Source organism: Bradyrhizobium oligotrophicum S58, from assembly GCF_000344805.1.
GTDB classification, from domain to species: domain Bacteria; phylum Pseudomonadota; class Alphaproteobacteria; order Rhizobiales; family Xanthobacteraceae; genus Bradyrhizobium; species Bradyrhizobium oligotrophicum.
The window spans coordinates 2,207,225-2,231,067 of record NC_020453.1; the positions used below are offsets into that span (position 1 = coordinate 2,207,225).

The window sequence follows — 23,843 nt, forward strand, 5'->3', positions numbered from 1 at the left end:
GCGGACGAATATCGTGCGAGGCCTCCATCCGAGGGGCTGTGTTCAATGGCAGTCGGTTGAGTAGCCGATAGCTCGCTCTCACTTCTGCTCATGAGGTGTTCAAAGCTTGCGGCTTGCTCGGTGCACCTCGCCCCGCTTGCGGGGAGAGGTCGGATTGCATCGAAAGATGCAATCCGGGTGAGGGGGTACAGTTCTCACCACGAACACTTCCCGCGCGTCTGCCCCTCAACCCTCTCCCCGTGAAGAACGGGGAGAGGGAGCGCCCTGCCGTTGCTGCGACGAATCGACTCTCTCTTCCTTAGCGCTCATCGACGCCTCGACCTACTCCCTCGCCAGCGCGATCGCAGGATCTAGCCGCGAGGCGCTGCGGGCGGGCATGTAGCCGAAGCCGATGCCGATCGCCATCGAGGTGACGGCGGCGCCGACCATGGCGAGCGGCGAGTAGATCAGCTGGAAGCCGACATCGAGCGCGTTGAAGACCGTGCCGAAGCCGACCGCGAGCGCAAGGCCCAGCGCGCCGCCCAGCAGACACACCAGCACGGCCTCGATCAGGAACTGCATCAGGATGTCGCTGCGCCGCGCGCCGACCGCCATGCGCACGCCGATCTCGCCGACGCGCTCGGACACCGACACCAGCATGATGTTCATGACGCCGATGCCGCCGACCAAGAGCGAGATCACGGCGATGGCCGCCACCAGCAGGGTCAGCACCTGCGTCGTGCTCTCGACGGTCTTGCGGATGTCGTCGGTATTGAGCACGAAGAAGTCCTTGGTGTTGTGCCGCTCCGTCAGCAGCGCCGTCGCGGCGCGCTCGGCCGCTGCCATCGGCGTCGCCTCATCGACGCGGACGCTGATGCTGCGTAGCACCTGGTTGCCGAGGAAGCGGGCCTGCACCGTCGTGTAGGGAAGGTACACGATCGGGGTGGAGCTGGAGCCGAACCCGGCCTGCTGCTGCTTGGTGACGCCGACGATGCGGCAGGGCACCTTGCCGATCAGGATCACGCTGCCGAGCGGGCTGACGTCCGAATCGGGAAACAGCGCCTTGCGCGCATTGTCGTCGATCACGGCATCCTGGGCGTAGGAGCGCACGGTGTCGGCATCGAGATAGCTGCCTTCCGCGAGCTCGGTGTTCTTGACGCGGAAATACTGCTCGCCGACGCCGGAGATCTGGGCACTGACCTCGATGGCGCCGAACCGCAGCGTGCTGGTGGTCGAGACCGTCGGCGAGATCGCATCCACATAGGGCTGCTGGGCCATGACCTTGGCATCCGCGAGCACGAGCGTCCTGATCTTGCTGGAACGGGTGTCGCCGAAATCCTTGCCTGGAAAGAATTCCAGCGTGTTGGTGCCGAGCCGGTTGATGTTCTCCAGCACCCGCGCCTGCGAGCCGCGGCCGAGCGCCAGCACCATGACGACGGAGGCGACGCCGATGATGATGCCGAGCATGGTGAGGAAGGCGCGCAGCCGGTGCGCATTCATCGCGAGCAGCGCCATCCGCGTCGCCTCGCGGAAGCGGTCGAGATGACTGCGCCACCATGACGGCGCCGGCGATCCGGCGCCCTCGATCGCAGCGTCGGCCGCCGGCTCGGGCGTGCGTGGATTTGGCTTGTCCGAAATGACGCGGCCGTCCTGGAGCTCGATGATGCGGCGTGCGCGCTGCGCGACGCCGGCGTCATGCGTGACGATGATGACCGTGCGGCCGGAGGCGCTGATCTCGTCGAGGATGCGCAACACCTCCTCGCCGCTGGCGCGGTCGAGCGCGCCGGTCGGCTCGTCGGCGAGGATCACGTCGGGATCGTTGACAAGCGCGCGGGCGATCGAGACCCGCTGCTGCTGGCCGCCTGAGAGCTGCCCCGGCCGGTGGTCGGTGCGGCTGCCCATGCCGAGCCGCTGCAGCAGCGCCTCGGCCTTGCGACGGCGCGTGGCCGGGCCAAGCCCCGCGTAGACGGCAGGCACTTCGGTATTCTCGGTGGCGGTGAGCTCGCCGAGCAGATGATAGCGCTGGAAGATGAAGCCGAAATGCTCGCGTCGCAGCGCGGCCAGCTCGTCCGGATCGAGCGAGCCCATTTCGCGTCCGGCGATCCGGTAGCTGCCGGACGTCGGGCGATCCAGGCAGCCGAGGATGTTCATCAGCGTCGACTTGCCGGAGCCGGACTGACCGATGATCGCGACCATCTCGCCGCGCGCGATCTGGATGTCGACGCCGCGTAGCGCGTGGACGGTGCCTTCGCCGGACGCGTAGCGCCGCCCGACATTCTGCAGGTCGATCAGCATCTCCGTCATCACGGGCCTCCGGGCGGCGGCATCGTGGTTCGCTTCGCGCTCTCCTCGGGCGCCGATATCACGACCCGCTCGCCTTCGTGCAGGCCGGATTCCACCTCGGCCCTGATCTTGTTGTTGAGGCCGATCCGCACCGCGCGTTTTTGCAGCGTGCCCGCGCCATCGAGCACGCGGACGTTATAGCTGCCGTCCGCATTGGCATTGCCCAGGGCCGACGAGGCGATCGTCGGCACCTTCCGCGCTTCGCCGAGCAGGATGTGGACCTCGGCCGTCATGTAGGTCATCAGCCGCCCCTCGGGATTGGCGACATCGAACACGCCGTTGTAGTAGATCGCCGACGACGTCGAGGACGACGACGTGCTGCTGCTCGATGTCGTGGTCGAGCTCGAGGAGAAGCTCGAATCGCTCTTGATCGATTCCGGCGCCGGCTCGATATATCCGAGCGTGGCCTGGTAGCGGTGATCGGGGTCGCCGAGGATGGTGAAATAGATGTTCTGTCCCGGCCGGACCCTGACGACGTCGGCCTCGGAGATTTCCACGCGCACGGTCATGGTCTCGACCTGGCCGAGCACGACGATGGTCGGCGCCGACTGCACCGCATTCACGGTCTGGCCCTGCTGGGTGACGATCGACAGCACGGTGCCGTCGATCGGCGCGGTAATCTTGGTGTAGCCGAGATTGACGCGTGCGGTCTCGATCGCCACCTCTGCCTCGACGATCTGCGCATCGAGTTGCGCGATCTGGGCCTGGGTCTGCTTGGCGGTCGCCTCGGCGCTGTCGTAGTCGGCACGCGACGACGCCTTCTGCGCCAGCGTGACCTGCTGCCGCGCCAGATTCGCCTCGGCCAGCGCCAGGGTGGCGACCTTCTCGTCACGCTGGGCCCGCACGCTGCGCAGGCTCGCCTCGTTGGTGCGCAGCGTGTTCTGTTGCGTCAACGAATCGATCTCGGCGATGAGATCACCGGCCCTGACCTTCTGTCCGAGCTTGACGTTGAGCGCGACCAGCCGCCCCGATGCCTGCGCGCCGACCGCCACCAGCTTGACGGGCTTCAGCGTGCCGGTGGCGAGCACGGTCTGCTCGATGTCGCCGATCGTGACCGGCGCCGTCACCAGATTGGCGTTGGGATTGCTCGTGAACCGGGTGACGAGCAGGACCGCGAGCGCGAGCGCGACAAGCAGGCCGATGATCAGCACAAGCCGGCGGCGCGGCCGCTTCGGCTTCGGCGCGATGCTGTCCTCCGTCGCGACCGGTCGGGGGATGTGGGGCAGGGGTGCGTTCATCGTATCACTTGGGGATTCACCTGGTCTCGACGGTCTGCATCAGATGCGGGCCGGTGCTGTTGTCGACGATTTCGGGCACCGAGCTGTCGATTGCTCCCCTCCAACCGCCGCCCAGCGCCTTGGCCAGCGCCACGTAGTTCTTTGCCAGAGTGGCACGGCTCGCGAGCAGGCTGTCCTCGGCGGTGAATTGCGAGCGCTCGGCATCGAGCACGTCGAGGAACGTGCTGGAGCCGGTCTGGTAGAGTGAGCGCGACAGCCGCGCGGCCTCGCCATAGCGCCGCGCCGATTCGCTCAGGCTGCGAATGCGGATGCGCTCCTGGCCGAGGCTGACGATGGCGTTCTCGACGTCTTCGAGCGCGCTCAGCACGGCGCTGCGCCAGGCGACGTGGTATTCGTCGCGCTGCGCCTCGGCGACCTCGACGGCGGCCAGCAGCTTGCCGCCATTGAAGATCGGTACCGACAGGCTCGGTCCGATCGACCAGCCGATCGTCGAGCTCTTGCCGAGATCGCCGAGCTTGAGCGCCGTGGTCGACACCGTGCCGGTCAGGCTGACATCCGGGTACAGCGCCGCGGTCGCCTGTCCGATCTTGGCCGTGAACTGCGCGAGCTGCCGCTCCGCCTTGCGGACGTCGGGACGCATCACCAGCACGTCGGCCGGGATGCCCTTCGGCAGCGGCAGGCGCGGCGTTGGGATCGGCGTCGCGCGGGCGAGCGTCTGGCCGAGCGCGGTCGGGTCGCGGCCGAGCAGGACGCCGAGCCGGTGCACGGCCTGCTGATAGCTGCTCTCATAGGTCGGAATGGTCGCTTCGGTGCTGGCGGCGAGCGCGCTCGCCTTGGCGGTGTCGACGGCGGAGGCCGAGCCGGCATTCTGCTTGCGCTCGGTCAGTGCCGCGGTCTCGCGTTGCGAGGCCGCGGTGCGCCGGGCCAGCGCCGCACGCGCCTGATAGGCACGCGCATCGATGTAGTTGGAGGCGACGTCGCCGATCAGCGTGAGCAGGGTCGCCCGTAGATCGTCCTCGGCGGCGTCGACGCCGTAGCTTGCGGCTTCGACAGCGCGGCGGTTGGCGCCGAACAGATCCAGCTCCCAGCTCGAATCGAAGCCGGCCTGGTACTGGCTGTAGGTGCTCGGCGCGATGGCGATGCCGCTCGTCGAGCTGCCGGCGCTGCGGCTCTCCGTCGCCGTGCCCGTGCCGCTGATGGATGGAAACAGCGCGCCGACGGCTTGGCGCTGCGTCGCCCGCGCCTCGCGGATGCGCGCCTTGGCGGCGGCGACGTCGAGATTGCCGGCCACCGCTTCGCCGATCAGCTGATCGAGCAGGCCATCGCCGAGGTTGCGCCACCAATACGCGAGCTTCAGCGACTGCGCCGGCTGGTTGCGGTCGCTGCTCCAACGTTTCGGCACGCCGAAATCCGGCGTCACGTAATCGGGGCCGACAGCGCAGCCGGTGAGCAGCGGGGTCGCGAGACAGAGGGCGAGCAATACGGGCTTCACGGCGGGCTGATACTATCGCGGTTCGGAGGAGGCCGCGTCGGCCGGTCTGCCACGCCGCAGGTCTTCCCTGTTGATGTTTGTCTGATGTTCGAAGCCTAAGCTGGTTAACGATTGCCCGGGATTAAGTCGCGTCAAGAAATGTTTCCGCCTTAACAATACAGCTTACTTTCGCCACGATCGAACGCCGCTTCGGGCTGTTCTTTTCGACTCAAATCGACCATGTTCCGCGCATGATGTCGTCACACGATACCGCCGTGACTCTGGATGCAAACATACCGGCTGCGGCGCGCATCCTATGCGTCGAAGATGACCGGGAGATTGCGGCGCTGCTGACCGAGCTGTTGCGGGAGCACGGCTTCGCGCCGCGCTTCGTGTCCTCTGCGGCCGCCATGAACGACCTCCTGCAGCGCGAGCAGGTCGATCTCATCATGCTCGACGTGATGCTGCCGGACGAGGACGGCATGAGCATCTGCCGCCGCCTGCGCCAGATCTCGACCGTGCCGATCATCATGGTGACCGCGAAGGGCGAGGATATCGACCGCATCCTCGGCCTCGAGCTCGGCGCCGACGACTACGTGGTGAAGCCGTTCAATCCGCGCGAGCTGGTGGCGCGCATCCGCGCGCTGCTGCGCCGATCGCAATTGCATCCCGCGCTCATCGCCGCGCGCCAGGCGCCGATGACCTTCGAGGGCTGGCGCATCGAGCCCGCGACGCGCACGCTGTTCGATCCCGACCGCGTCAAGATCACCCTGACCAGCGCCGAGTTCGACATCCTGCTGGCGTTCTGCCGCAACGCTGGCCGCGTGCTGTCGCGCGAGCAGCTGATCGAGCTGGCGCATGGCGGGCAGGCCGGGCCGGTCGAGCGCAGCATCGACGTTCACATCAGCCGCATCCGCCAGAAGATCGAGCCCGGCGCCAAAAGCTGGACCCTGATCAAGACAGTGCGCCTCGGCGGCTACGTCTTCACGCCAAGAGTCGAGACCATCGATGATGCCAGATAGATCGATGACGCCAGATAGCAAGCCGTGCCCGCGCCTCGGCCTCACCACGCAGATCGTGACCTTGGCGTCGCTGTCGGTGCTGTTCGGCATGGTGCTGATGATCGCGGCGGCGCTGCTGTTCCTCGATCCGCCCGACGAGCAGGAATCGCCGGCCTATGGCATCGCGCGCGTGGCCGAGGCGGTGCACTTCGTGCGCGCCGCGAACGATCCGGTCGCCGTCGACAGCAGCCTGTCGAGCCTGCGCAGCTCGGGCATCCAGGTCGAGCTGGTGCCGCTGACCGCGCTCACGCTGCTCGATAAGCCCGTCAGGAATGTGCCATGGACCTCGCGGCTGGCCCGCCGTCAGCTCAGCGTGCTGCGGGACGTCACCCTGCTCCACGGCGTCAGCTATGGCGCGGCGCCGCCGACCCAGATCATCGTCCAGGTCGACGGCGAGCGCGCGCTGGTGTTCGACGACGTGCCGCGCCTCGACTTCTGGTCGATGGTGCTGAAGCCGACGGCGGTGTTCCTGTTCCTCATCCTGATCCTCGGCGTGCTGCTGTCGATCTACGCGGCGCGCGCGATCATCCGGCCGCTGTCGGAGATGGCGCGCGCGGCGGCGGCGTTCGGTCGCTCGCCGGCCGCGCAGGAGCCGCTGAGCCGGCGTGGCCCCCGTGAGATCGCCCAGGTCGCCGAGGCGCTGAGCGAGATGCAGGCGCGCATCCGCGCGCTGCTCGACGACCGCACGCGGATGCTGGCCGCCATCAGCCACGACCTGCGCACGCCGCTGACGCGGCTGCGGCTGCGTTCGGAGCGGATCGGGCAGGGCGACATGCGCAACGCGATGCTGCGCGACATCGACCAGGTCAGCCGCATGCTCGACGAGACGCTCGATTATCTGCGCGACGACACCAAGGCCGAGCAGCCGGCGCGGATCGAGCTGTCGAGCCTGCTCGAGACGATCTGCTGCGACTTCGCCGATGTCGGCCACGCCGTCAGCTATGACGGGCCGCAGCGCCTGGTCTGCGAGGGCCGGGCGCGGGCGCTGTCGCGCGCCGTCACCAACGTGGTCGAGAACGCCGTCAAGCATGGCAGCGAGGTCATCGTCAGCCTGTCGGCGCCGGCCGACGGCATGATCGCGATCGAGGTCGCCGATGACGGCCCGGGCATTCCGCAGGCGCTGCAGGCGCGCGCGCTGGAGCCGTTCGTCAAGCTCGACCAGGCGCGCTCGGCCGGCGGCTTCGGCCTCGGCCTGTCGATCGCGCAGGAGATCATGAAGAAGCATGATGGCGGCATCGCGCTGATGCCGAACGCGCCGCACGGCCTGCGGGTGCGGCTGTCGCTGCCGCTGCGCCTCGCGATGCCTGCAGCGATCCCAGCCAAGGTGGCTTGAGCTTGCACGATCGCAAAGCACAGACCCGCCGTGTCGGCGGGGCTGTGGGCGCGGGTGAAGCGACGGGGGTCAGCTGACGCGCTTCCAGGTCTGGCCGCCGCAGAACAGGCCGCCGAAGGCACAACCCTGGACCCGCAGCGTGTTCGGATTCCTCAGCACGACGGTGGAGTCGTAGTTGCCGCCGCCATCCGGATCATGGATGCGGCCGACCCATTTGCTGTCCTTAGGCTTCATGTTGATCAGGATCTTCTCGCGCGTCTTCTCGGCAAAGCCGCAGATGTTGGCGCCGCATGGCTCGATCACGACATTGCCCTTGCCGCCTTCGGTCGCCCACAGGCCGAGCGGCGAGGTCGGGTCGGCCGCCGGCGCCGGCTGTGCGGCGGGCGCGGCAGCGGTGGTCGCAACGGGAGCCGGAGCCGGTGCGACGGCGGCCGGCAGCGGCGGCGCGACTGTCGCGGTCGCTGCGACCGGGGCCGGCGGCACCGGCAGTTGCGCCGTCGCAGCCGGTGCGACTGGTGCGGGTGCTGCGGCCGGCGGCGGCGTGGCAGGTGTCGTGGCGATCGGCACGGGCGCGTTGACGACCGGTGGAGGTGCAACGGGCGTGGCCGCAGCCGGGGCTGACGCTGCGGGCGCGCTGCTCGCCGCCGCATCGTCGTCGTCGAGCTTTGCCGATTTCAGCCCGCTGAGATCGACGCCGGAGACCTGCAGGCATGACAGCGACTGACAGTTGCGGGGCACGGTGACGCGGATCTTGTGGCCGTCGAAGTCGAAGGCGATCGAGCTGCCGGCCTGCGCGGTGCCGCTCGCGATCAGAATGGCTGCAGCGGCGAGATACACGGTCTTCATGGATTGAGCTCCCTCGGGACGGCGTCGTAAACCTGAGGGGAACTCTAGGCGCACGTGGTGGCGCCATCTGTGACGAAGGTCACAGCCGTCGGAAGCCATGTTAGAAGATGACTTCTCTGAAGATGATGGAGCGGCGCGACGGCATGCCGCCGGGCCGACCGCAGCTCGTCAGCTCTCAAAATCGGATGGTGGTGATCAGAACAGGCCGACCACGATCGCGCCGACGAATGCAAACGCGACATACGCGACCATCATGCTCAGCCGACCGGCAAGGGTCATGACACGGCTCCGTTTCGCATCTCTTGCGCGTCTGACGTGTACGCGCTCCCGGCGCTCGCAGAGCGCGCGCGAGACATATCCGATCCGCATCGGCAAAAAAGACAGCGCGGCTGTCGTTCCCCGTAAAACGACCGCCTTTCACGTCGTGATGGTTTGCGCCCCGTAAATCGACGGCATTGACAGGTCCTTAAGCAAATTGCCGCAAACCTCTGCATATGACGCGCGGAGTTCGTTTGTATCTCGTCGGCTCCATCGTCCTTGTTTCGCTAGCGGGTTGCGGCCGTGGATTCTTCCAGGAGCGCGAGCCGTGGCGGGCCGAGGCCGAGATCGCCTGCCTAAAATCGGGTGCGGTGAAGGAGGGCGCGGACATCGTCCGCATCGATCCGATCTCCGGCCCCGGCATGTGCGGCGCCGACTATCCGCTGAAGGTGGCCGCGCTCGGTGAAGCGAGTGCGAGCTATGGCTTCGCCGATGAGAGCCTGCGTCCGCCGGCCGCGATCGGCGGCCAGCCGCGCTGGCCGGTCAATCAACAGCCGCCCGGCTATCCGCCGCCCGCGACCTATCAGCCGCAGGCCGCGCCACAGCCCGCCTATCCCGCCGCGACGTCGCAGCCGCCGGCCTATGGCGCCCCTCCCGGCGCGCCGCTGCAGCTCGAGCCGCCGATCGCCGAGGATGACGCCAACCTGCCGCCCGACGCGTCCTATCCTGCCGCGCCGTATCGCGCGCCGCGCACCGCCTATCCGTCGCAGCAGCCGGACGCGTCGCCGCGGCTCGGGCCGTCGCGCGGCGATGTGGTCGGCGCCGTCGGCCCGGTCGCGGTGAAGCCGACCGCGACGCTCGCCTGTCCGATCGTCTCGGCGCTGGACCGTTGGATCGCGGAATCCGTACAGCCGGCCGCCCAGCGCTGGTTCGGCACCAAGGTCGTCGAGATCAAGCAGATCTCGGCCTATTCCTGCCGCGGCATGAACGGCAATCCGAGTGCGCATATTTCCGAGCACGCCTTCGGCAATGCGCTCGACATCGCCGCCTTCACGCTCGCCGACGGCCGCCGCATCAGCGTCAAGGACGGCTGGATCGGCCTGCCCGAGGAGCAGGGTTTTCTGCGCGACGTCCAGGGTGGGGCGTGCCAGCAGTTCACCACGGTGCTGGCGCCGGGCTCCAACGTCTATCACTACGACCACATCCATGTGGACCTGATGCGCCGCGCCAGCCGCCGTTTGATCTGCCAGCCCGCCGCGCAGTCCGGCGAGGCGGTGGCGGCGCGCGCGCAGCAGCGGCGTTATGGCTATGGCCAGCGCGAGCCGGACGTGACCAGCTCGATCCAGTCGCGCAAGCAAGCCAAGTCGATTGGCCAGCTGATCAACGAGGAAGACGAATTCCGGGACTATTGAGGATGAGCGAAGGGCGAATCGAGAATCGCGAATAGGGCGCCACGTTCTGTTCGCGACTCCCGTTCGCCCCTCGCCGATCCTGTGCGTGGCTGTGGATTTCTTTCGCCGTCAGCCGCGCCAGATGGCGCTCTGTCCCGCCCCGAAACGGAAACGCCGCGAGCACGGCAAACGCATTAGGAGTTCGTTGACCAGCTTTGCCGTCCGCCATTGGCCGACACTAGACCTGCCACAGTCGCGAGGAACAAGGCGCGCGGGGTTCTGGTTGCTGCCGGATTGGGAGAGGCGGATATGGCATTGTATCGCATCAAGGCGATTGGCTCGGGCTTCGAGGTCGGCACCGAGGAGCAGCCCGTGCTGGTCTGCCGCTCGCTGAAGATCGCCCGCCGCGCCGTCGCCGATGCGCAGCGCCTGGCGCGCATGCCGCCGAAGCCGATCCCGTGGCGGGTGCCGCCGGAGAGCGAGACGACCGCTGTGGGAGCGGACGATGCCGCGCGCGGCGAGGATCCGGATTTCGAAATCGCAATCGTGGCGGATGGTCCGCCATTGTGCTGTTGACGAATCCTGTCGCATCATGGCCCAGGGCAAGGCCGCAGGCCTTGAACGGGGCATCTCGATATTGGCTTTCGTCATCTTGCCCAGGCGGCGGTGAGCTCCCCTCCCCCTTGCGGGGAGGGGTCGGGGGTGGGGGCCCGCGTGCGCCGAACGTCGTGCGGTGCACCTCTCAGATATCGACATTTGCATGTGTTCGGCGTCGTTAACCCGACGCACTATCGATCGCTGAGGCCTTTGATAGAGCCGTAGCTCTCATCACGAAGAGCTGGACTCGTGGACCCCCACCCCCAACCCCTCCCCGCAAGGGGGAGGGGAGTTCACCGCCGTCGCGGCGATAGCGGCGCGGATCAAAACGTCCCCGCCACCGTGACGCGGAACGTCAGTGGCTCGATCGGGTGCAGGACGCGGTCCATCACGCCGGTCTGGCAGACCTGGGCCGGCACGGTCGACGTTCCCCCGCTGGGGTAGCACGCCTGGTAGAGCTGATCGGCGGGCACCTTCAGCAGCGAGCCGTAGCCGTAGGAGATCTGGTTGGCCTTGGTGTTGAACAGGTTCAGCACGTCGAGCTGGATGCGCCAGCCATTGGCGTCGCGGAAGCCGATGCGGCCGTTGAAGACGCTGGTCGCGGTCGAGCGGAAGTAGTTGTCCTCGGTCAGCGGCGTCGCGCCGAGATAGCGCCAGCGCACGCCGCCGAACCATCCGGTCTTTTCGCCGAGCGTGATGCCGGCCGAAGCGATCATCGAGGGCGCGTTGGGGATGTAGTTGCCGGGCGCGTTGCCGCGCAGCACCTCGGCCGGCGCGCCCAAACCGACCAGCTGGGCATAGGTTGTGGCCTGGCCGTCATCGGTGCCGACGAAGCGCGCATGGGTCATCGCCAAATCGGCATCGATGTCGATCCACGACGCCGGCCGATAATGGTTGGTGAACTCGAAACCGTAGCGCCGGCTCGGCCGGCTGGGCTCGGTGTCGCCGGCATCGCCGGAGAACAGGATCTCCGAATCCTGGTTGAGCATGAACAGGCTCAGTGACGAGTCGAGCCTCGGAATGATGCGCGTGCGGACGCCGACCTCGGCGCCCTTGGTGCGCACCAGCAGCGGCGACGACTCGATCCGGTTGCCGGGCGCGTTCGGATCATCAGTCGTAGTTGCGCCGCGGGCGTCGTTGCTGTGCATGCCGTAGCCGGCGCCGAGGAAGAACTCGGTCTGATAGAACGGCCCGAGCACCATGCGGAATTTCGGGCTGCCAAGGCTTGCCGACGCATCGCCGGTGTTGTTGCCGTTGATGAGCGAATACACGTGGGTCTGATAATAGTCGCCGCGGTAGCCGACCGTGGTGCGCAGCCAGTCGGTCCAGCGCACGGTGTTCTCGACATAGAGCCCGACGCTGCCTTCGCCGACCTTGTCGCTACGGACCGAGCTCAGATAGGCCCGCTGCGCCGTGTAGCTGAGCGCCAGCGCGATGTCGTCATAGCGGGTCTGGACGCCGACGGTCGTCTCCATCGGCCGGCCGGCGAAGCTGCCGTCCAAGGTGCGCGACGCGTTGGCGCCGAGCATCAGCCGGTCGTCGTGCTGATGAAACTGGTCGCCATTGACCGGATCGCGCAGCGCATAGGTGAAGTTGTTGTAGAGATCGAGCTGGCTCTTCACCACGTAGGCGTTGGCCTTCCACGACCCCGCATCGTCTGACCCGGCGATGCGGCCGGACAGCGCGAAGCGGTTGGTCTTGCCGCCATCGGTCGGATCGACCGCGTCATAGCGGCCGAGCAGGCCGGAGGTGATGGCGCGCTCCGGCACCTGGTCGGTCGAGGTCCAGCGGTTCGCATAGGCCATGCCGGTGATGGAAAAGCCGTCGGTGGCGGTGCCCTGGCTGTAGCGCACCAGGCTGTTCAGCTTCTTGGCATCGTCGGGTGTGGTCCAGGGGCCGTCATAGCGGCCGGCTTCGCCGGCGATCAGAAGGTGGCCGTCGCCGACATGGACCGAGTCCATGCCGAAGAAGCGGCGATAGCCGAAGCTGCCCGCCGTCATCTGCGCGATCGCCTTGGGCACGCTGTCGACCAGGCCGATATGGACGCTGCCGACCGAGGCGAAGTCGCCTTCGTCGGCAAAATAAGGACCCTTGCGCACGTCGACGCGGCCGATCGTCTCCGGCATCAGCCAGTTGAGATCGGCATAGCCCTGGCCATGGGCATGGGTACGCATGTTGACCGGCACGTCGTCGACGAACAGCGCGAGGTCGGTGCCGTGGTCGAGATTGTAGCCGCGCAGAAAATACTGGTTGGCCTTGCCCTCACCCGAGTGCTGCGTGACGATCAGGCCGGGCACGGCTTCGAGCACCTCGCCGGGCCGGGTCGCCGGGCGGGCGTTGATCTCCTCGCCGCTGATGACGACCTCGCTCGCCATGCCCTGCGGGCGGGGCGCGCCGGAACCGACATTGGGTGCGCCGGACGGTGCCGCCGCCGCCGTGGCGGCCGGCGTCAGATTCGTCGCTGCACGGGCGGCGCCGGGCTTCGGCCGCTGTGCCGCGCGCCTGGTCTGCGGCTTCGGCTTGGCCGCGCGTCTGGGGGCATCGACGTCGACCGTCGGCAGTTCGGCGGGAGCGCGGTCCGGATGTGCGTTTGCCTGCTGCGCCAAGGCCGCCATCAGCACGCCAACACTCGCCCCACGCCACCGCATCGTCACGCCCCTCGATCTCGTCATCAGGCGTGCGCCATCATCTGCCGTGAGCCTTCATTGGCCCGCGACACGCTCACTTGGTTCGCCCTGATGTCGGGTGTTAAAGAACGCTAGGGTGACACCAGTATGATGTCAACGTAAAAACATCATACTCATCTGGTGGATAGGCGCTTGCCGCGCAACTCAGGGAGACGGGACATGCAGCGCCTGACGATCACCATCGACGACGACCTGCTCGCCGAGGTCGACGCCTTCATGGCCCGGCGCGGCTATGACAACCGCTCGGAGGCGTTTCGCGACCTGCTGCGCAGCGGCTTGGAGACGGCCGACACCGGTGCCAGCGACAGCCGCCACTGCATCGCGACCCTGAGCTACGTCTACGACCACGCCGCGCGCGAACTGCCCAAGCGCCTGACCCAGGAGGCGCACGATCATTCCGGCCTCGCCCAGGCGACCCTGCACGTCCACATCGACCAGGAAAGCTGCCTCGAGGTCACCGTGCTCAAGGGCGAGCGCCGCGAGGTCAAGGCCTTCGCCGACCACGTCATCGCCGAACGCGGCGTCCGCCACGGCCACGTCGCACTGATGCCGATCGAGGCGGCGCATGATCATGGGCATAATCACAGCCATTCGCACAGCCACAGCAGCAGTCACAGCCATTCGCATTCCCACACCACGAAGAGCGGGAAGAAGTAGCGCAGGCCGACACGATGGTTCGAGTTCGTAGGGCGGATTAGCGTTAGGGCAATCCGCCATCTTAAGAGCGACGAAGGAAGCAGTGCCGGACCAGGCTTCGCTGATCCGCCCTACGCGCTATTTTTGGGAGCGGAGACTATGGTGGAAAGATCATCGATTGGATTTCAACTCTGATCGGAAAGTATTGAAGGCGCCTCAGCTGTGTCGCCGGATTTGGTCAGTCGAGCCAATGTCACCAGTTGCCGCATCCATTGCATTCTCGGCCGGGCCGGATAGCCACCCCACGTTTTTCCCGGCGGAACGTCATTCATGACGCCCGAGCCCCCGGCCACGCGCCCACCCCTGCCGATCGTGACGTGGGACGCAATCGCAACCCTGCCGCCAAGCACGACAAAATCCTCGAGCGTCACGCTGCCACTGAGACCCGACTGCGCGACGATGACACAATGGCGACCAATGACGACGTTGTGGCCGATCTGACAGAGATTGTCGATTTTCGTCGCCTCTCCGATGATCGTGTCCCTGATGCCGCCACGATCGATCGTCGTCCCGGCGCCGATCTCGACGTCGTCCTGGATGATCACGCGTCCCGTTTGCGGAACTTTCTGCTGCCTGGCACCGGCAATGTAACCAAAGCCGTCCTGCCCGATGCGGCATCCGGGATGGATCACCACGCGCTCGCCGATAAGCGTATGCGTGATTGAACATCCCGCGCCGATTGAGCAATCGCGGCCGATCAATACGTCCGGACCGATGACGGCGGTCGCGGCGATGATGCTTCCTGCTCCAATCTCGGCCCGAGGCCCGATCACAGCTCCCGGATCAACCGTTATTCCGCTCCCGAGGCGTGCAGTCGGATGGATGGTTGAGCCCTGAGCGATGTCGTTGGCCTCGAACGGGGAGGTCGGACGCAGGGATTGAGGGTAGAGTTCACGATGGACGTTGACAAAGGCGCGATAGGGCCGCTCCGTGGGCAGCAGGATCAGGGTGCTTGGCGCCTGACCTTCGAAGCGCTGGAGCATGAGGCAGGCTGCAGCGCGCGTCGTCGCCAAGGCGCCGGCGTATTTGTTGCTTTCGATGAAAGTGAGGTCAGTCGGCCCGGCAAGTTCGAGGGGCGCAACATCTGTGATCACGTGCGAAAGTCGCGCAGCATCGTGGCATTCGGCGCCCGTCAGCAAGATGATCTGGGCCACAGTCAAACCCGCGGGGCGACCGAAGAATCTTCGTTTGTCCATATCCCAGCCTTGGTTGAAAACTGTATCGGGAGCGATACCGGGCATCTCGTTCGGGGGACTGGCGTCGCAGACCTATGATGTCACATGTTTCGGAGGAAGCGACGAGTCTAAACCTGCCGAGCAGCATGAAGTGAAGCAGCACGACGAGAGTATGACGTGAATGATGCGTAGCAACGTTGCGAAACGGAGCCATGGTAGATCTTGAGGTCGCTCTTCTCGTTCAGGGCCTTCGCGGACTCTAGGCTCCAGCCAGATTTCCAGTTTAGGAAGGTGTATCGGCTGAGAATGGTGGGCACGGCGCCGTTGCCTCGCGATGACGCCGCGCGGCTTGCGATCGCGCGCCGTAGCTTGGCGTCGCTCGTCCCGTTGATGACGATGGTGCGAGACGCCGCAGGTCCTTCGGCAGACGTTGGGGCGGGTTCACTCCAGAAACACGTCATCTGGTGCGTTGACGCAAACATTCCGCCGCTGCTGTGCCCTGCCAGCAGAAGCGGGTCAACTTGACCCGATCGCGAGTCCACAGATCGCCGTGCTGCCGGTGGTTAATCGAACGTCCGGTCATTCCAAGAGCGAACGTCGATGGAGGTCTCATGCTGCAGCCGTTGTGGACTTGCCTTGCCCGGCGGCCTCGTGCCCCTGTTCCGTTGCCCCCGTCGCTTCGACGCACAGCCTGACGGTCTCACCGATGCTCGTCGCGACGAGGTCGGCTTTGGCGCCTTCCCGCAGCAATTCCAGGGCAGCCGGGTCAATGTTTTCGACCCAGCAGCCCAGGATGATGATGGCCTTCGGCAATTTCCGCCTCAGACGTCGGACGGAATACCGCATGTGCGCCGCACCGCGGGCATCGAGATAGACCAGGCAAACGATCGCGACGCCGGTCGTATCGAGGCGGAAGACATTGGTCGTGGCAAGCGATGTTGCCGCTTCGACTCGCGCCGCGAGGCCGTGCTCCGTCGAAAGCTGAGCCAGCATGATCGCAGCCGCCTCGTCGATCAGGGTGCGCCCAGCGACGCACAGGACGGGATGCTCACCCTGCCAATCCGGCGCGAGAGCTTCCTTGCGCAGGTAAGGCAAGTGTTCATTGGTTGCATTTTCTGCAACGCCTTCCACCGCCGACCATGCTTCTGCATCGGTGGTCGAATTGCTCTTCACCGCCGGCCGGTCGTCCTGATCGGAAAGATCGCTCGCAAATTCGCTGACGGCGTCTCGAATCTTCGTGAGACGTTCCTGGTCGAGCGCATTGCGTTCGGCGTCGGCCTGCGCCAGTTGCAAACCCTTCAGGGCGACCTCGTCATAGTAGGATGCCAGCGAGCGCTCTTTCAAAAACTCTTCGGCCTTTTCGGCCGCTTCCGTCGGATCCCCCGCCAGCATCCGCTGATAGAATATTTCCGGAGGAGAAAGCGCTGGCCGATCGCCGAACATGACGTCGAGAAATTCCAATCGTTCAACATGCCGCCCGAGCACCACGAGGCAAACTGTGAGGGGGGTCGCGAGCACGAGCCCGATCGGCCCCCACAGCGCTGTCCAGAACGTTGCCGACGCGACCACGGCAACGGGAGAAAGCCCCGTGCTGTGGCCGTAGACCATCGGCTCGACGACATGGCCCACGACCGGTTCCACGACAAGAAACAGAGCGAGCGTCCAAAGCAGCATCGACCAGCCGGGATCGATCGCGACCGCCAGCGCCAGCGGAAATGCCGCCGCGATAACGGCGCCGATATAGGGGACGAAGCGAAGCGCACCCGCGAGGATGCCCCAAAGGATCGCACTTGGAATTCCGATGAGCCACAGGCCGGTGCCGATCACCACGCCGAATGCGCCGTTCAGGATGAGCTGTGTCAGAAACAGCTTGCTGAGGCGGCTCGCCGCATCGTCCAGCGCAGCCGTCGTACGCTGCAGATCCGACGAGCCGGCCAGGCGAATAAAGCGGTTACGAAGATCCTCGCGCTGAATCAGAATGAAGATGACGAAGATGATGATGATGCCGGTGGTCGCGAGCGGATGAATGAGCGGGGAGATCAAGGTCCGCAGACTTTCCAGTGCGCCGGGATCGGGCTGGCGCAGCTCGACCGGCACCGGTCGCGCGGGGGCATTCGGGCCGGCCACGGGCGCAGGCGCCGAGGCGGCGTCCTTCGGTTTATCAAGTTCCTTGCCGAGATCCTTCAGCATGTCGGAAGCGCGCTCCAGCGTGCCTCTCCCGGCTTTGGTATCCCGAAACGACTGAATCTTTTCGCTGATCGTCGACTGGTACCGGGGAAGGTCACCTGCGAGTTGTGTCAGCTGGGTGGCGAGAAGGCTCCCCATCGCGAAGATCAGCATAAAGGCAACGATGACCACGCCCACGACGGCCAACCCCCGCGGAACATGGATACGCTGCAATAGTTCGACCAGCGGCGCCAGCACGAAGCTGAGGAGAATAGCCAACGCAACGGGCACAAAGATGTCCCGGCCAAAATAGAGCATCGAGATGATGATGACGGCCAGAATTGCGGTCGCGACTGTACTGAGCAGTGCCATCAGTTCTTCAGTGCTGCGCGGCTTGAAGGGCTGTCTCGCTACAGGCCTCATTTGCTATCCCTGTCCCGGCGTCCGCTGAGCGCGCACTGATTTGAGCTGCAAGAGCGCCGGACGATACTGCGGAGGACAGCCGCTCAAGGTACTGGTCCACGCGGTCTTCATGAGCAGCGGCCGTACTCCGGACTCGCGGTCGAACGCCAACCGCTCCGCCCTGAAAAGGTTCCGGCTGCGAGCTATGAGGTTGCACGATGCTCAGTTCTCTCGGCCACTGTCTCCTGTTGGGCCCGGCTCGGCCGCTCGGTTCGGGCCGGACGTCCGATACAGGCAGGTGCAACGGTTTGGAACGATGGACACGGCGCCATTGCATCGTCACCCGCGGCTGCAGCGGAGTAAGGCGCCTTTGCCCGCCCTTACGCGCGTTGCATTGTCCACGTCATTGCGTTTCATGGCGGCCATATTGCTAAGGGTGGAGGGCGGTCGGGAGGCCTGATACCTTGGCGCAATGTTCGCTGGCGCAGACATGGATCGAGCCGATGGCTCCTTGAAGAGGTGACGTCATCATGAGCATGGGTTTAGACCGCAAGCCGCAGGTACGCCGGACGCCGCCGCCGTCGGAAAGTGTCGTTGCGAGCTGGTACGAGAACGCCAGTCTGCTCGATAGCTACAGCATCGACTTGAGTGCATCGGACCAGTCGAGCATGCGCGAGCTGGCGAGGCGGACACTCGTCAATCCACCCGCGTGGCAAAAGGCGTTGATCGCGCTGCGCGACGCCATGGTGACGCCCTTCGGCATCAAGACCTCCGATACGGTCAGGACGTCCCCGGACGGCCATGAACGGGTGGACTTCTTTCCGGTGCAATGGGAGGGCAAGGACGAAATTGTCCTCGGTACGGATGACCGGCACCTGGACTTCCGGCTATCTCTGCTCCGACGCCATTCTCCAACAGGCACGTTGCTCATCGCGACAACAATTGTGCATACCCACAATGCCCTCGGCTTCACCTATCTCAACGCGATCAGGCCTTTTCATTACCTCGTGGTCAGGGCCAACCTGGCGCGCTGTGCACGAACACAACTGCAGGTGCTTCGGTGAGAGCGGTGGGCACGCGCCGTCTGATGTCGACGCTTTGCTCGCCCTACGGACGTATGCCGATAAAGCACTCCGCTGTCATACCCCGCGAAGGCGGGGTATCCAGTACGCCGCGGCCTCTCAGTCTAGTCACAAGCGTCTCGGAGTACTGGATCGCCCGGTCAAGCCGGGCGATGACAGTTGAGGTCGTGACGCAGAGCTTGCCACCACGTCGTCATCGCGAGGAGCGAAGCGACGAAGCGATCCAGTCTTGCTTTGTCGCTCCTGTATCGCTTCGCTGCCGCTCGCGATGACGAAGATGCCAGCTAGCTCGCATGAGCCTAAGCGCGGATTCCGCTGCGCACGTCCGGCTACGCTCATCACGAAATCCCCTGCGCGCAAAAATTAATTTCTCTCGTCGCATCAAGCTGATTTGCCCTGTCCAGTCTCTCCGCGAAAAATATTCAGCTTCCATTTTTCAGAAATTAATGTTTGTCTATCCCCATCCCGCCTCGATCGAAGAGGGACGTTTCGCGGTCGTCACGAGCGTTGGAGGTGGGGAGCGGTGGCCTGTCGGCGCGGAGCGCGCTTGATCGCGAGCGGACGAACGCGACCGGCAGGACGGTGAAGTCGTATGGTCCTGGCGCCCCGATGCTGGCGTCAAGTTGGCGACGATGCGTAAGCATCGCGCCGACGACGGTGGCTACAAGCCCGGACACCGGGGAGAGTACGTATAAATCGTAAGCCCATCGCGCAGGGAGGGCCGGGTGATCTCGGCTGAACCTGTGGTACCTGCCGCCTGCATTTTTTTCCGCAGGCGGGCCACGGGCGCGGCCAGCGCCCGGCCTTCCCTGCACCCTCCGATCGATTCGAGGGTGACCTGACAGCAAGCCTCGGACGTCAGTCGTCGCGAGAAGGAGAGCGCATGTCTGATGTTGAGGTCACGGCGGGGCGGGGGTGCGATGCGGCCGGGTCGTCAGCGCTTCGTGCCATAGGCGGCGAGGAACATCCGCACCGCGCTCGCCACCACCCTCTGCACGTCGTGGGGCGGGGGGGCGGGCGCTCCCTGGAAGATGAAGGGCAGGAACAGCGTGGCCTGGCACATCATCTGGAATTGCGACGCCGCGAGATGACAGTCGTCGATGAAGAGTTCCTTCGCTTCGACCCGGGCCTGCAGATAGGCCGCCAGCCTGCCGATCGTCCCTTCGATGACGCAATCATAGTAGCGGTGGCCGACCTCCGGCATGCGCTCGGCAATCGCCATCACGGTGCGGATCGCCGATCCGCCGCCGGGCCGGCAAACCACCGCGATCCAGGCTTGGCCGAATTCGCGCAGCATCGTCTCGGCATCGCGGGCCGGATCGAATTGGACGTTCAAGGTGCCGCGATGCACGGTCTCGTCTTCGACAATGGCGGCGAACAGCCGGGATTTGTCGCTGAAATAGACATAGAGCGTGCCCTTGGAGACCCCGGCGACGCGGGCGATCTCGCCCATGCTGGCGCCGTCGAAACCCAAGTTCATGAACACCTTGCGGGCGCCCTCGAGGATCTGGCGCCGCTTCGAGGAATCCTCGTCCGGCATCACCTGGGTAGTGTTCGGATCTGTCTCAATCATTGGTTTAGATTGTTCCCGAAGATTGCGCCGGTCCCAACGTCGCAGAAGCAGGTCAACGACTATGTTGCACCGGCTAAGATATAGATTGACCGAACCGTTCGGTCAATGATAGTCATGGATTGACCGAACGGTTCGGTCAGATTTTACGGGGGCCTTGCGGCCCCGCTGTCATGGGTGGGAGTCTCTGATGGCCGCTGCGAGAGAACAGGCTGTGCGAGCACGCCGTCCGGATGCGGAGGACGTGCCGAGCCAGGCCACGCGCGAGGCGGCCCGTCCGCACGCGAACGAGGCTGCTCAGCGCAAGCCGGCCGATGCGAAGGCTGCCGATCTCAAGGCAGACGTCACCACCGAAGCTCCGCGCGAATTGCCGGCAGCGCCGGCTGGCGCCCCTGCCGGCGACAAGCCGCAGGCCGGACCCGCTGCTCCGCCAAAGTCGGGCAAGCGCAAGCGCGTGCTCGCCGGCATCGGCCTGCTGCTGGCGCTCGCCGCGGCCGGCTATGCGACGCATTATTTCCTGGTCGGCCGTTTCATGGTCTCGACCGACGATTCCTATGTCCGCGCCAACAACACCATGCTCGGCGCCCGGGTCGCCGGCCACATCCAGGAGATCGTGCCGCGTGACAACTCGGTCGTCCGCAAGGGCGACGTGATTTTCCGGATCGACGACGGCGACTACAAGATCGCGGTCGACGCCGCGCGCACCAGGATTGCGACCCAGGAGGCGACGATCGCGCGCATCGGCCGCCAGGTCGCCGCGCAGCAGAGCGCCGTCGAGCAGGCGCAGGCCAATCTGACCTCCTCCGAGGCGGCGATGAAGCGCGCCGGGCTCGACTATGAGCGCCAGCAGGCGCTGAGCAGCAAGGGTTTTGCTTCGCATGCCACCTTTGAGCAGTCGGAAGCCTCGCGCGACCAGGGCATCGCGGCCGTCAAGGCGGCGCAGGCCGCGTTCGATGCGGCGCGCGACAATGTCGAGGTGACCAAGGCGCAGCAGGCCGAGGCCCAGGCGCAGCTTGCCGAGCTGAAGACCTCGCTCGCCAAGGCCGACCGCGATCTCGAATTCGCCACCGTGCGCGCCCCGGTCGACGGCACCTTCTCCAACCGCCTCGTCAACATCGGCGACTTCATCGCGGTTGGCCAGCGCCTCGGCAACGTGGTGCCGCTTGATGACGTCTTCATCGATGCGAATTTCAAGGAAACCCAGCTCAAGGGCATCCGCCCGGGCCAGCCGGTCACGATCAAGGTCGACGCCTATGGCGCGCGCGGCTTCAAGGGCGTGGTCGACAGCATCTCGGCGGCGTCGGGCTCGGTGTTCACCCTGCTGCCGCCGGACAACGCGACCGGCAACTTCACCAAGATCGTGCAGCGGCTGGCGGTGCGCATCCGCGTGCCGAAGGACGTCGCACGGCAAAACCTGCTGCGCGCCGGCATGTCCGTCTACGTCACCGTCGACACCACCGACGCCAAGGACGCCGACGGTGACGCCGACCTCGACTCGCCGATGATGATCCATCCGCAATGATGCGGGTGAGTTTGAACTAACAGGATCAGGGTAGATAGGAGCGGCATCGGCAGTGAGCTCCCTCCCCCCTTGTGGGGGAGGGTTGAGGAGGGGGGTACTCCGGGCGAGACCGCCGTTGTCGGCCCCCTCCCCCAACCCCTCCCCACCTAGCGAAGCTCCGCTTCGCGCGGGGGGAGGGGAGCGCACCTCTCGCGCGGCGCGGTCCTCGACCCAAGCGGACTCATTCGACCATGGCCACCGCAACGACAGCCGACACCACCATGAGCGCGCCGGCGGACCGCATCGCGCCGCGGCGGCTGATCGCGTTCCTGATCATGGTGTTCGGCATGTTCATGTCGATCCTGGACATCCAGATCGTGTCGGCGTCGCTGACCGAGATCCAGGCGGGACTGTCGGCGAGCTCCAGCGAAGTGTCGTGGGTGCAGACCGCCTATCTGATCGCCGAAGTGATCGCGATCCCGCTGTCCGGCTTCCTGTCGCGCGCGCTCGGCACGCGGATGTTGTTCGCGATCTCGGCGGCCGGCTTCACCATCTCCAGCTTCCTGTGCGGCTTCGCCTCGTCGATCGAGCAGATGATCCTGTGGCGCGCCCTGCAGGGCTTCCTCGGTGCCGGCATGATCCCGACCGTGTTCGCCTCGGCCTACACGGTGTTTCCGCGCAGCAAATTCCACATCGTCGGTCCGATCATCGGCCTCGTCGCCACGCTCGCGCCAACGGTGGGCCCGACGGTCGGCGGCTACATCACCGACGCGATGTCGTGGCACTGGCTGTTCTTCGTCAACATCCCGCCGGGCATCCTGATCACGATCGGCGTGCTGGCGCTGGTCGATTTCGATGAGCCGCATTTCGAGCTGCTCGACCGCTTCGACTGGTGGGGCCTCGTGTTCATGGCGGGCTTCCTCGGCTCGCTCGAATATGTGCTGGAGGAAGGTCCGCAATATGAATGGCTGCAGGACAATTCGGTGGCGATCTTCGCCGCGGTCTGCGCCGTCTCGGCGGTCTGCTTCTTCTGGCGGGTGCTGACGGCCAACGAGCCGATCGTCGACCTCCGCGCCTTCGGCGACCGCAATTTCGCGGTCGGCTGCCTCTTGCAGTTCTGCATCGGCATCGGCCTCTACGGCCTGACCTACATCTATCCGCGCTATCTGGCCGAAGTGCGCGGCTACAGCGCGCTGATGATCGGCGAGACCATGTTCGTCTCCGGCGTCACCATGTTCCTGATGGCACCGGTGGTCGGCCGCCTGATGCTGAAGGTCGACATGCGGCTGATCATCGCCTTCGGCCTCGTGATCTTCGCGATCGGCTCCTACCAGATGACCGGGATCACCCGCGACTACGACTTCTGGGAGCTGTTCCTGCCGCAGGTCTTGCGCGGCGTCGGAATGATGTTCGCGATGGTGCCGACCAACAATATCGCGCTCGGCACCTTGGCGCCCGACCGGGTCAAGAACGCCTCCGGCCTGTTCAACCTGATGCGCAATCTCGGCGGCGCGGTCGGCCTCGCCGTGATCAATCAGGTGCTCAACGACCGCACCGACCTGCACATCTCCCGGCTGCACGAGCGCGTGAATTGGGGCAACGCCACCGCGGTCGAGACGCTCAACATGCTGCAGCAGAAGCTGCAGGGCATGGGCGACTCGGCGCTGATGGCGATGAAACAGCTGTCGCAGATCGTGCACCGGCAGGCCGTGGTGATGGGCTATGGCGATGCGTTCTTCATGCTGACCTGCTTCTACATCGCGCTGAGCTTCATGGTGATGCTGCTCAACAAGCCGAGCTCGCCGATGGCCGGCGGCGGCGACGCACACTGATCGGTGAACCCACGCGCGAGGCGCGTGGGTTGCCAAATCATGCCGCTGCTGCTATGAAGCTCGAATTGTCGCTCGAACCGGGGAGATTTGCATGACTACATCGCATCTGCAGATCGCATGCACCCGCTCGATGCCCGCGATTTCGACGCCTGTGCTTTTCACGCCCGCGCGTTCGATGCCGGTCCTGGTGTTCCGCCGCTCGCATTGAGCGCCAC

General features: G+C 65.6%; 16 protein-coding genes. 8 read left to right on the forward strand and 8 right to left on the reverse strand.

Features of this window, described 5'->3' with window-relative positions:
- Positions 1-321 precede the first annotated feature (321 nt).
- From S58_RS09440 to S58_RS09450, 3 genes are read right to left on the reverse strand one after another with little or no spacing between them, the layout of a single operon-like run.
- A complete protein-coding gene (locus S58_RS09440) occupies positions 322-2,283 on the reverse strand; it encodes a MacB family efflux pump subunit (protein WP_015665062.1) in 1,962 nt (653 codons plus the stop codon).
- The gene (locus S58_RS09445) at positions 2,283-3,560 is read right to left on the reverse strand and encodes an efflux RND transporter periplasmic adaptor subunit (protein ID WP_015665063.1); all 1,278 of its coding nucleotides are present in this window, start codon (positions 3,558-3,560) and stop codon (positions 2,283-2,285) included. Before S58_RS09445 ends, S58_RS09440 begins: the two co-directional genes overlap by 1 nt.
- Before the next feature lie 16 nt (positions 3,561-3,576).
- Positions 3,577-5,052: an efflux transporter outer membrane subunit gene (locus S58_RS09450; RefSeq protein ID WP_015665064.1), complete on the reverse strand. Its 1,476-nt coding sequence runs from the start codon at positions 5,050-5,052 to the stop codon at positions 3,577-3,579.
- 230 nt (positions 5,053-5,282) lie between these two features.
- Here S58_RS09450 and S58_RS09455 point away from each other — a divergent pair, with 230 nt between their 5' ends.
- Positions 5,283-6,053 (forward strand): response regulator, encoded by a 771-nt coding sequence (locus S58_RS09455; RefSeq protein ID WP_042339072.1) that lies wholly within the window; start codon positions 5,283-5,285, stop codon positions 6,051-6,053.
- Between the two features lie 4 nt (positions 6,054-6,057).
- A complete protein-coding gene (locus S58_RS09460) occupies positions 6,058-7,425 on the forward strand; it encodes an ATP-binding protein (RefSeq protein WP_015665066.1) in 1,368 nt (455 codons plus the stop codon).
- Between the two features lie 69 nt (positions 7,426-7,494).
- Here the strand turns inward: S58_RS09460 and S58_RS09465 are convergent, their stop codons facing one another.
- Entirely contained in the window at positions 7,495-8,271 is a 777-nt protein-coding gene (locus tag S58_RS09465) for a DUF2147 domain-containing protein (RefSeq protein WP_015665067.1), read from the reverse strand.
- Positions 8,272-8,765: 494 nt separating this feature from the next.
- Between S58_RS09465 and S58_RS09470 the strand changes: the two genes are divergently transcribed.
- Positions 8,766-9,941, forward strand: a complete 1,176-nt coding sequence (locus tag S58_RS09470) for an extensin-like domain-containing protein (protein ID WP_042339076.1) — start codon at positions 8,766-8,768, stop codon at positions 9,939-9,941.
- A gap of 288 nt (positions 9,942-10,229) precedes the next feature.
- Positions 10,230-10,496, forward strand: coding sequence for a hypothetical protein (locus S58_RS09475; protein ID WP_015665069.1), 267 nt, complete (start codon positions 10,230-10,232; stop codon positions 10,494-10,496).
- Positions 10,497-10,840: 344 nt separating this feature from the next.
- On the opposite strand, the gene S58_RS09480 is transcribed toward S58_RS09475, so the two are convergent.
- Positions 10,841-13,189: a TonB-dependent receptor gene (locus tag S58_RS09480; protein WP_244440736.1), complete on the reverse strand. Its 2,349-nt coding sequence runs from the start codon at positions 13,187-13,189 to the stop codon at positions 10,841-10,843.
- 174 nt (positions 13,190-13,363) lie between these two features.
- Between S58_RS09480 and nikR the strand changes: the two genes are divergently transcribed.
- The gene (gene nikR, locus S58_RS09485; RefSeq protein WP_015665071.1) at positions 13,364-13,861 is read left to right on the forward strand and encodes a nickel-responsive transcriptional regulator NikR; all 498 of its coding nucleotides are present in this window, start codon (positions 13,364-13,366) and stop codon (positions 13,859-13,861) included.
- 164 nt (positions 13,862-14,025) lie between these two features.
- Here nikR and lpxD read toward each other — a convergent pair whose 3' ends face one another.
- Both lpxD and S58_RS09500 read right to left on the reverse strand, forming a co-directional pair.
- Positions 14,026-15,096 (reverse strand): UDP-3-O-(3-hydroxymyristoyl)glucosamine N-acyltransferase, encoded by a 1,071-nt coding sequence (gene lpxD, locus S58_RS09490; protein WP_052351244.1) that lies wholly within the window; start codon positions 15,094-15,096, stop codon positions 14,026-14,028.
- Between the two features lie 588 nt (positions 15,097-15,684).
- Positions 15,685-17,613 carry an AI-2E family transporter gene (locus tag S58_RS09500; RefSeq protein WP_015665074.1) on the reverse strand — a complete coding sequence of 643 codons (1,929 nt, stop codon included), beginning with the start codon at positions 17,611-17,613 and terminating at the stop codon, positions 15,685-15,687.
- A 560-nt stretch (positions 17,614-18,173) separates the two neighbouring features.
- On the opposite strand from S58_RS09500, the gene S58_RS09505 reads away from it, so the two are divergent.
- Positions 18,174-18,707, forward strand: coding sequence for a DUF2867 domain-containing protein (locus S58_RS09505; RefSeq protein ID WP_015665075.1), 534 nt, complete (start codon positions 18,174-18,176; stop codon positions 18,705-18,707).
- 952 nt (positions 18,708-19,659) lie between these two features.
- Here the strand turns inward: S58_RS09505 and S58_RS09510 are convergent.
- Positions 19,660-20,298 (reverse strand): TetR/AcrR family transcriptional regulator, encoded by a 639-nt coding sequence (locus tag S58_RS09510; RefSeq protein WP_015665076.1) that lies wholly within the window; start codon positions 20,296-20,298, stop codon positions 19,660-19,662.
- Positions 20,299-20,485: 187 nt separating this feature from the next.
- Between S58_RS09510 and S58_RS09515 the strand changes: the two genes are divergently transcribed.
- Together S58_RS09515 and S58_RS09520 are read left to right on the forward strand one after the other, a co-directional pair.
- On the forward strand, positions 20,486-21,817 hold the full coding sequence (locus S58_RS09515; RefSeq protein WP_015665077.1) for an HlyD family secretion protein: 1,332 nt from the start codon (positions 20,486-20,488) through the stop codon (positions 21,815-21,817).
- Positions 21,818-22,047: 230 nt separating this feature from the next.
- Positions 22,048-23,628 (forward strand): DHA2 family efflux MFS transporter permease subunit, encoded by a 1,581-nt coding sequence (locus tag S58_RS09520; RefSeq protein WP_015665078.1) that lies wholly within the window; start codon positions 22,048-22,050, stop codon positions 23,626-23,628.
- Positions 23,629-23,843 lie beyond the last annotated feature (215 nt).

Bases quoted from the DNA above. Each gene is read 5' to 3' on its own strand.
- S58_RS09460 (WP_015665066.1), top strand. From the start codon at position 6,058: ATGACGCCAGATAGCAAGCCGTGCCCGCGCCTCGGCCTCACCACGCAG.
- S58_RS09500 (WP_015665074.1), bottom strand. From the start codon at position 17,613: ATGGCACTGCTCAGTACAGTCGCGACCGCAATTCTGGCCGTCATCATC.
- S58_RS09505 (WP_015665075.1), top strand. From the start codon at position 18,174: ATGAGCATGGGTTTAGACCGCAAGCCGCAGGTACGCCGGACGCCGCCG.
- S58_RS09445 (WP_015665063.1), bottom strand. From the start codon at position 3,560: ATGAACGCACCCCTGCCCCACATCCCCCGACCGGTCGCGACGGAGGAC.
- lpxD (WP_052351244.1), bottom strand. From the start codon at position 15,096: ATGGACAAACGAAGATTCTTCGGTCGCCCCGCGGGTTTGACTGTGGCC.
- S58_RS09465 (WP_015665067.1), bottom strand. From the start codon at position 8,271: ATGAAGACCGTGTATCTCGCCGCTGCAGCCATTCTGATCGCGAGCGGC.
- S58_RS09515 (WP_015665077.1), top strand. From the start codon at position 20,486: ATGGCCGCTGCGAGAGAACAGGCTGTGCGAGCACGCCGTCCGGATGCG.
- S58_RS09455 (WP_042339072.1), top strand. From the start codon at position 5,283: ATGATGTCGTCACACGATACCGCCGTGACTCTGGATGCAAACATACCG.
- S58_RS09520 (WP_015665078.1), top strand. From the start codon at position 22,048: ATGGCCACCGCAACGACAGCCGACACCACCATGAGCGCGCCGGCGGAC.
- nikR (WP_015665071.1), top strand. From the start codon at position 13,364: ATGCAGCGCCTGACGATCACCATCGACGACGACCTGCTCGCCGAGGTC.
- S58_RS09510 (WP_015665076.1), bottom strand. From the start codon at position 20,298: ATGATTGAGACAGATCCGAACACTACCCAGGTGATGCCGGACGAGGAT.
- S58_RS09440 (WP_015665062.1), bottom strand. From the start codon at position 2,283: ATGACGGAGATGCTGATCGACCTGCAGAATGTCGGGCGGCGCTACGCG.
- S58_RS09475 (WP_015665069.1), top strand. From the start codon at position 10,230: ATGGCATTGTATCGCATCAAGGCGATTGGCTCGGGCTTCGAGGTCGGC.
- S58_RS09470 (WP_042339076.1), top strand. From the start codon at position 8,766: ATGACGCGCGGAGTTCGTTTGTATCTCGTCGGCTCCATCGTCCTTGTT.
- S58_RS09480 (WP_244440736.1), bottom strand. From the start codon at position 13,189: ATGACGAGATCGAGGGGCGTGACGATGCGGTGGCGTGGGGCGAGTGTT.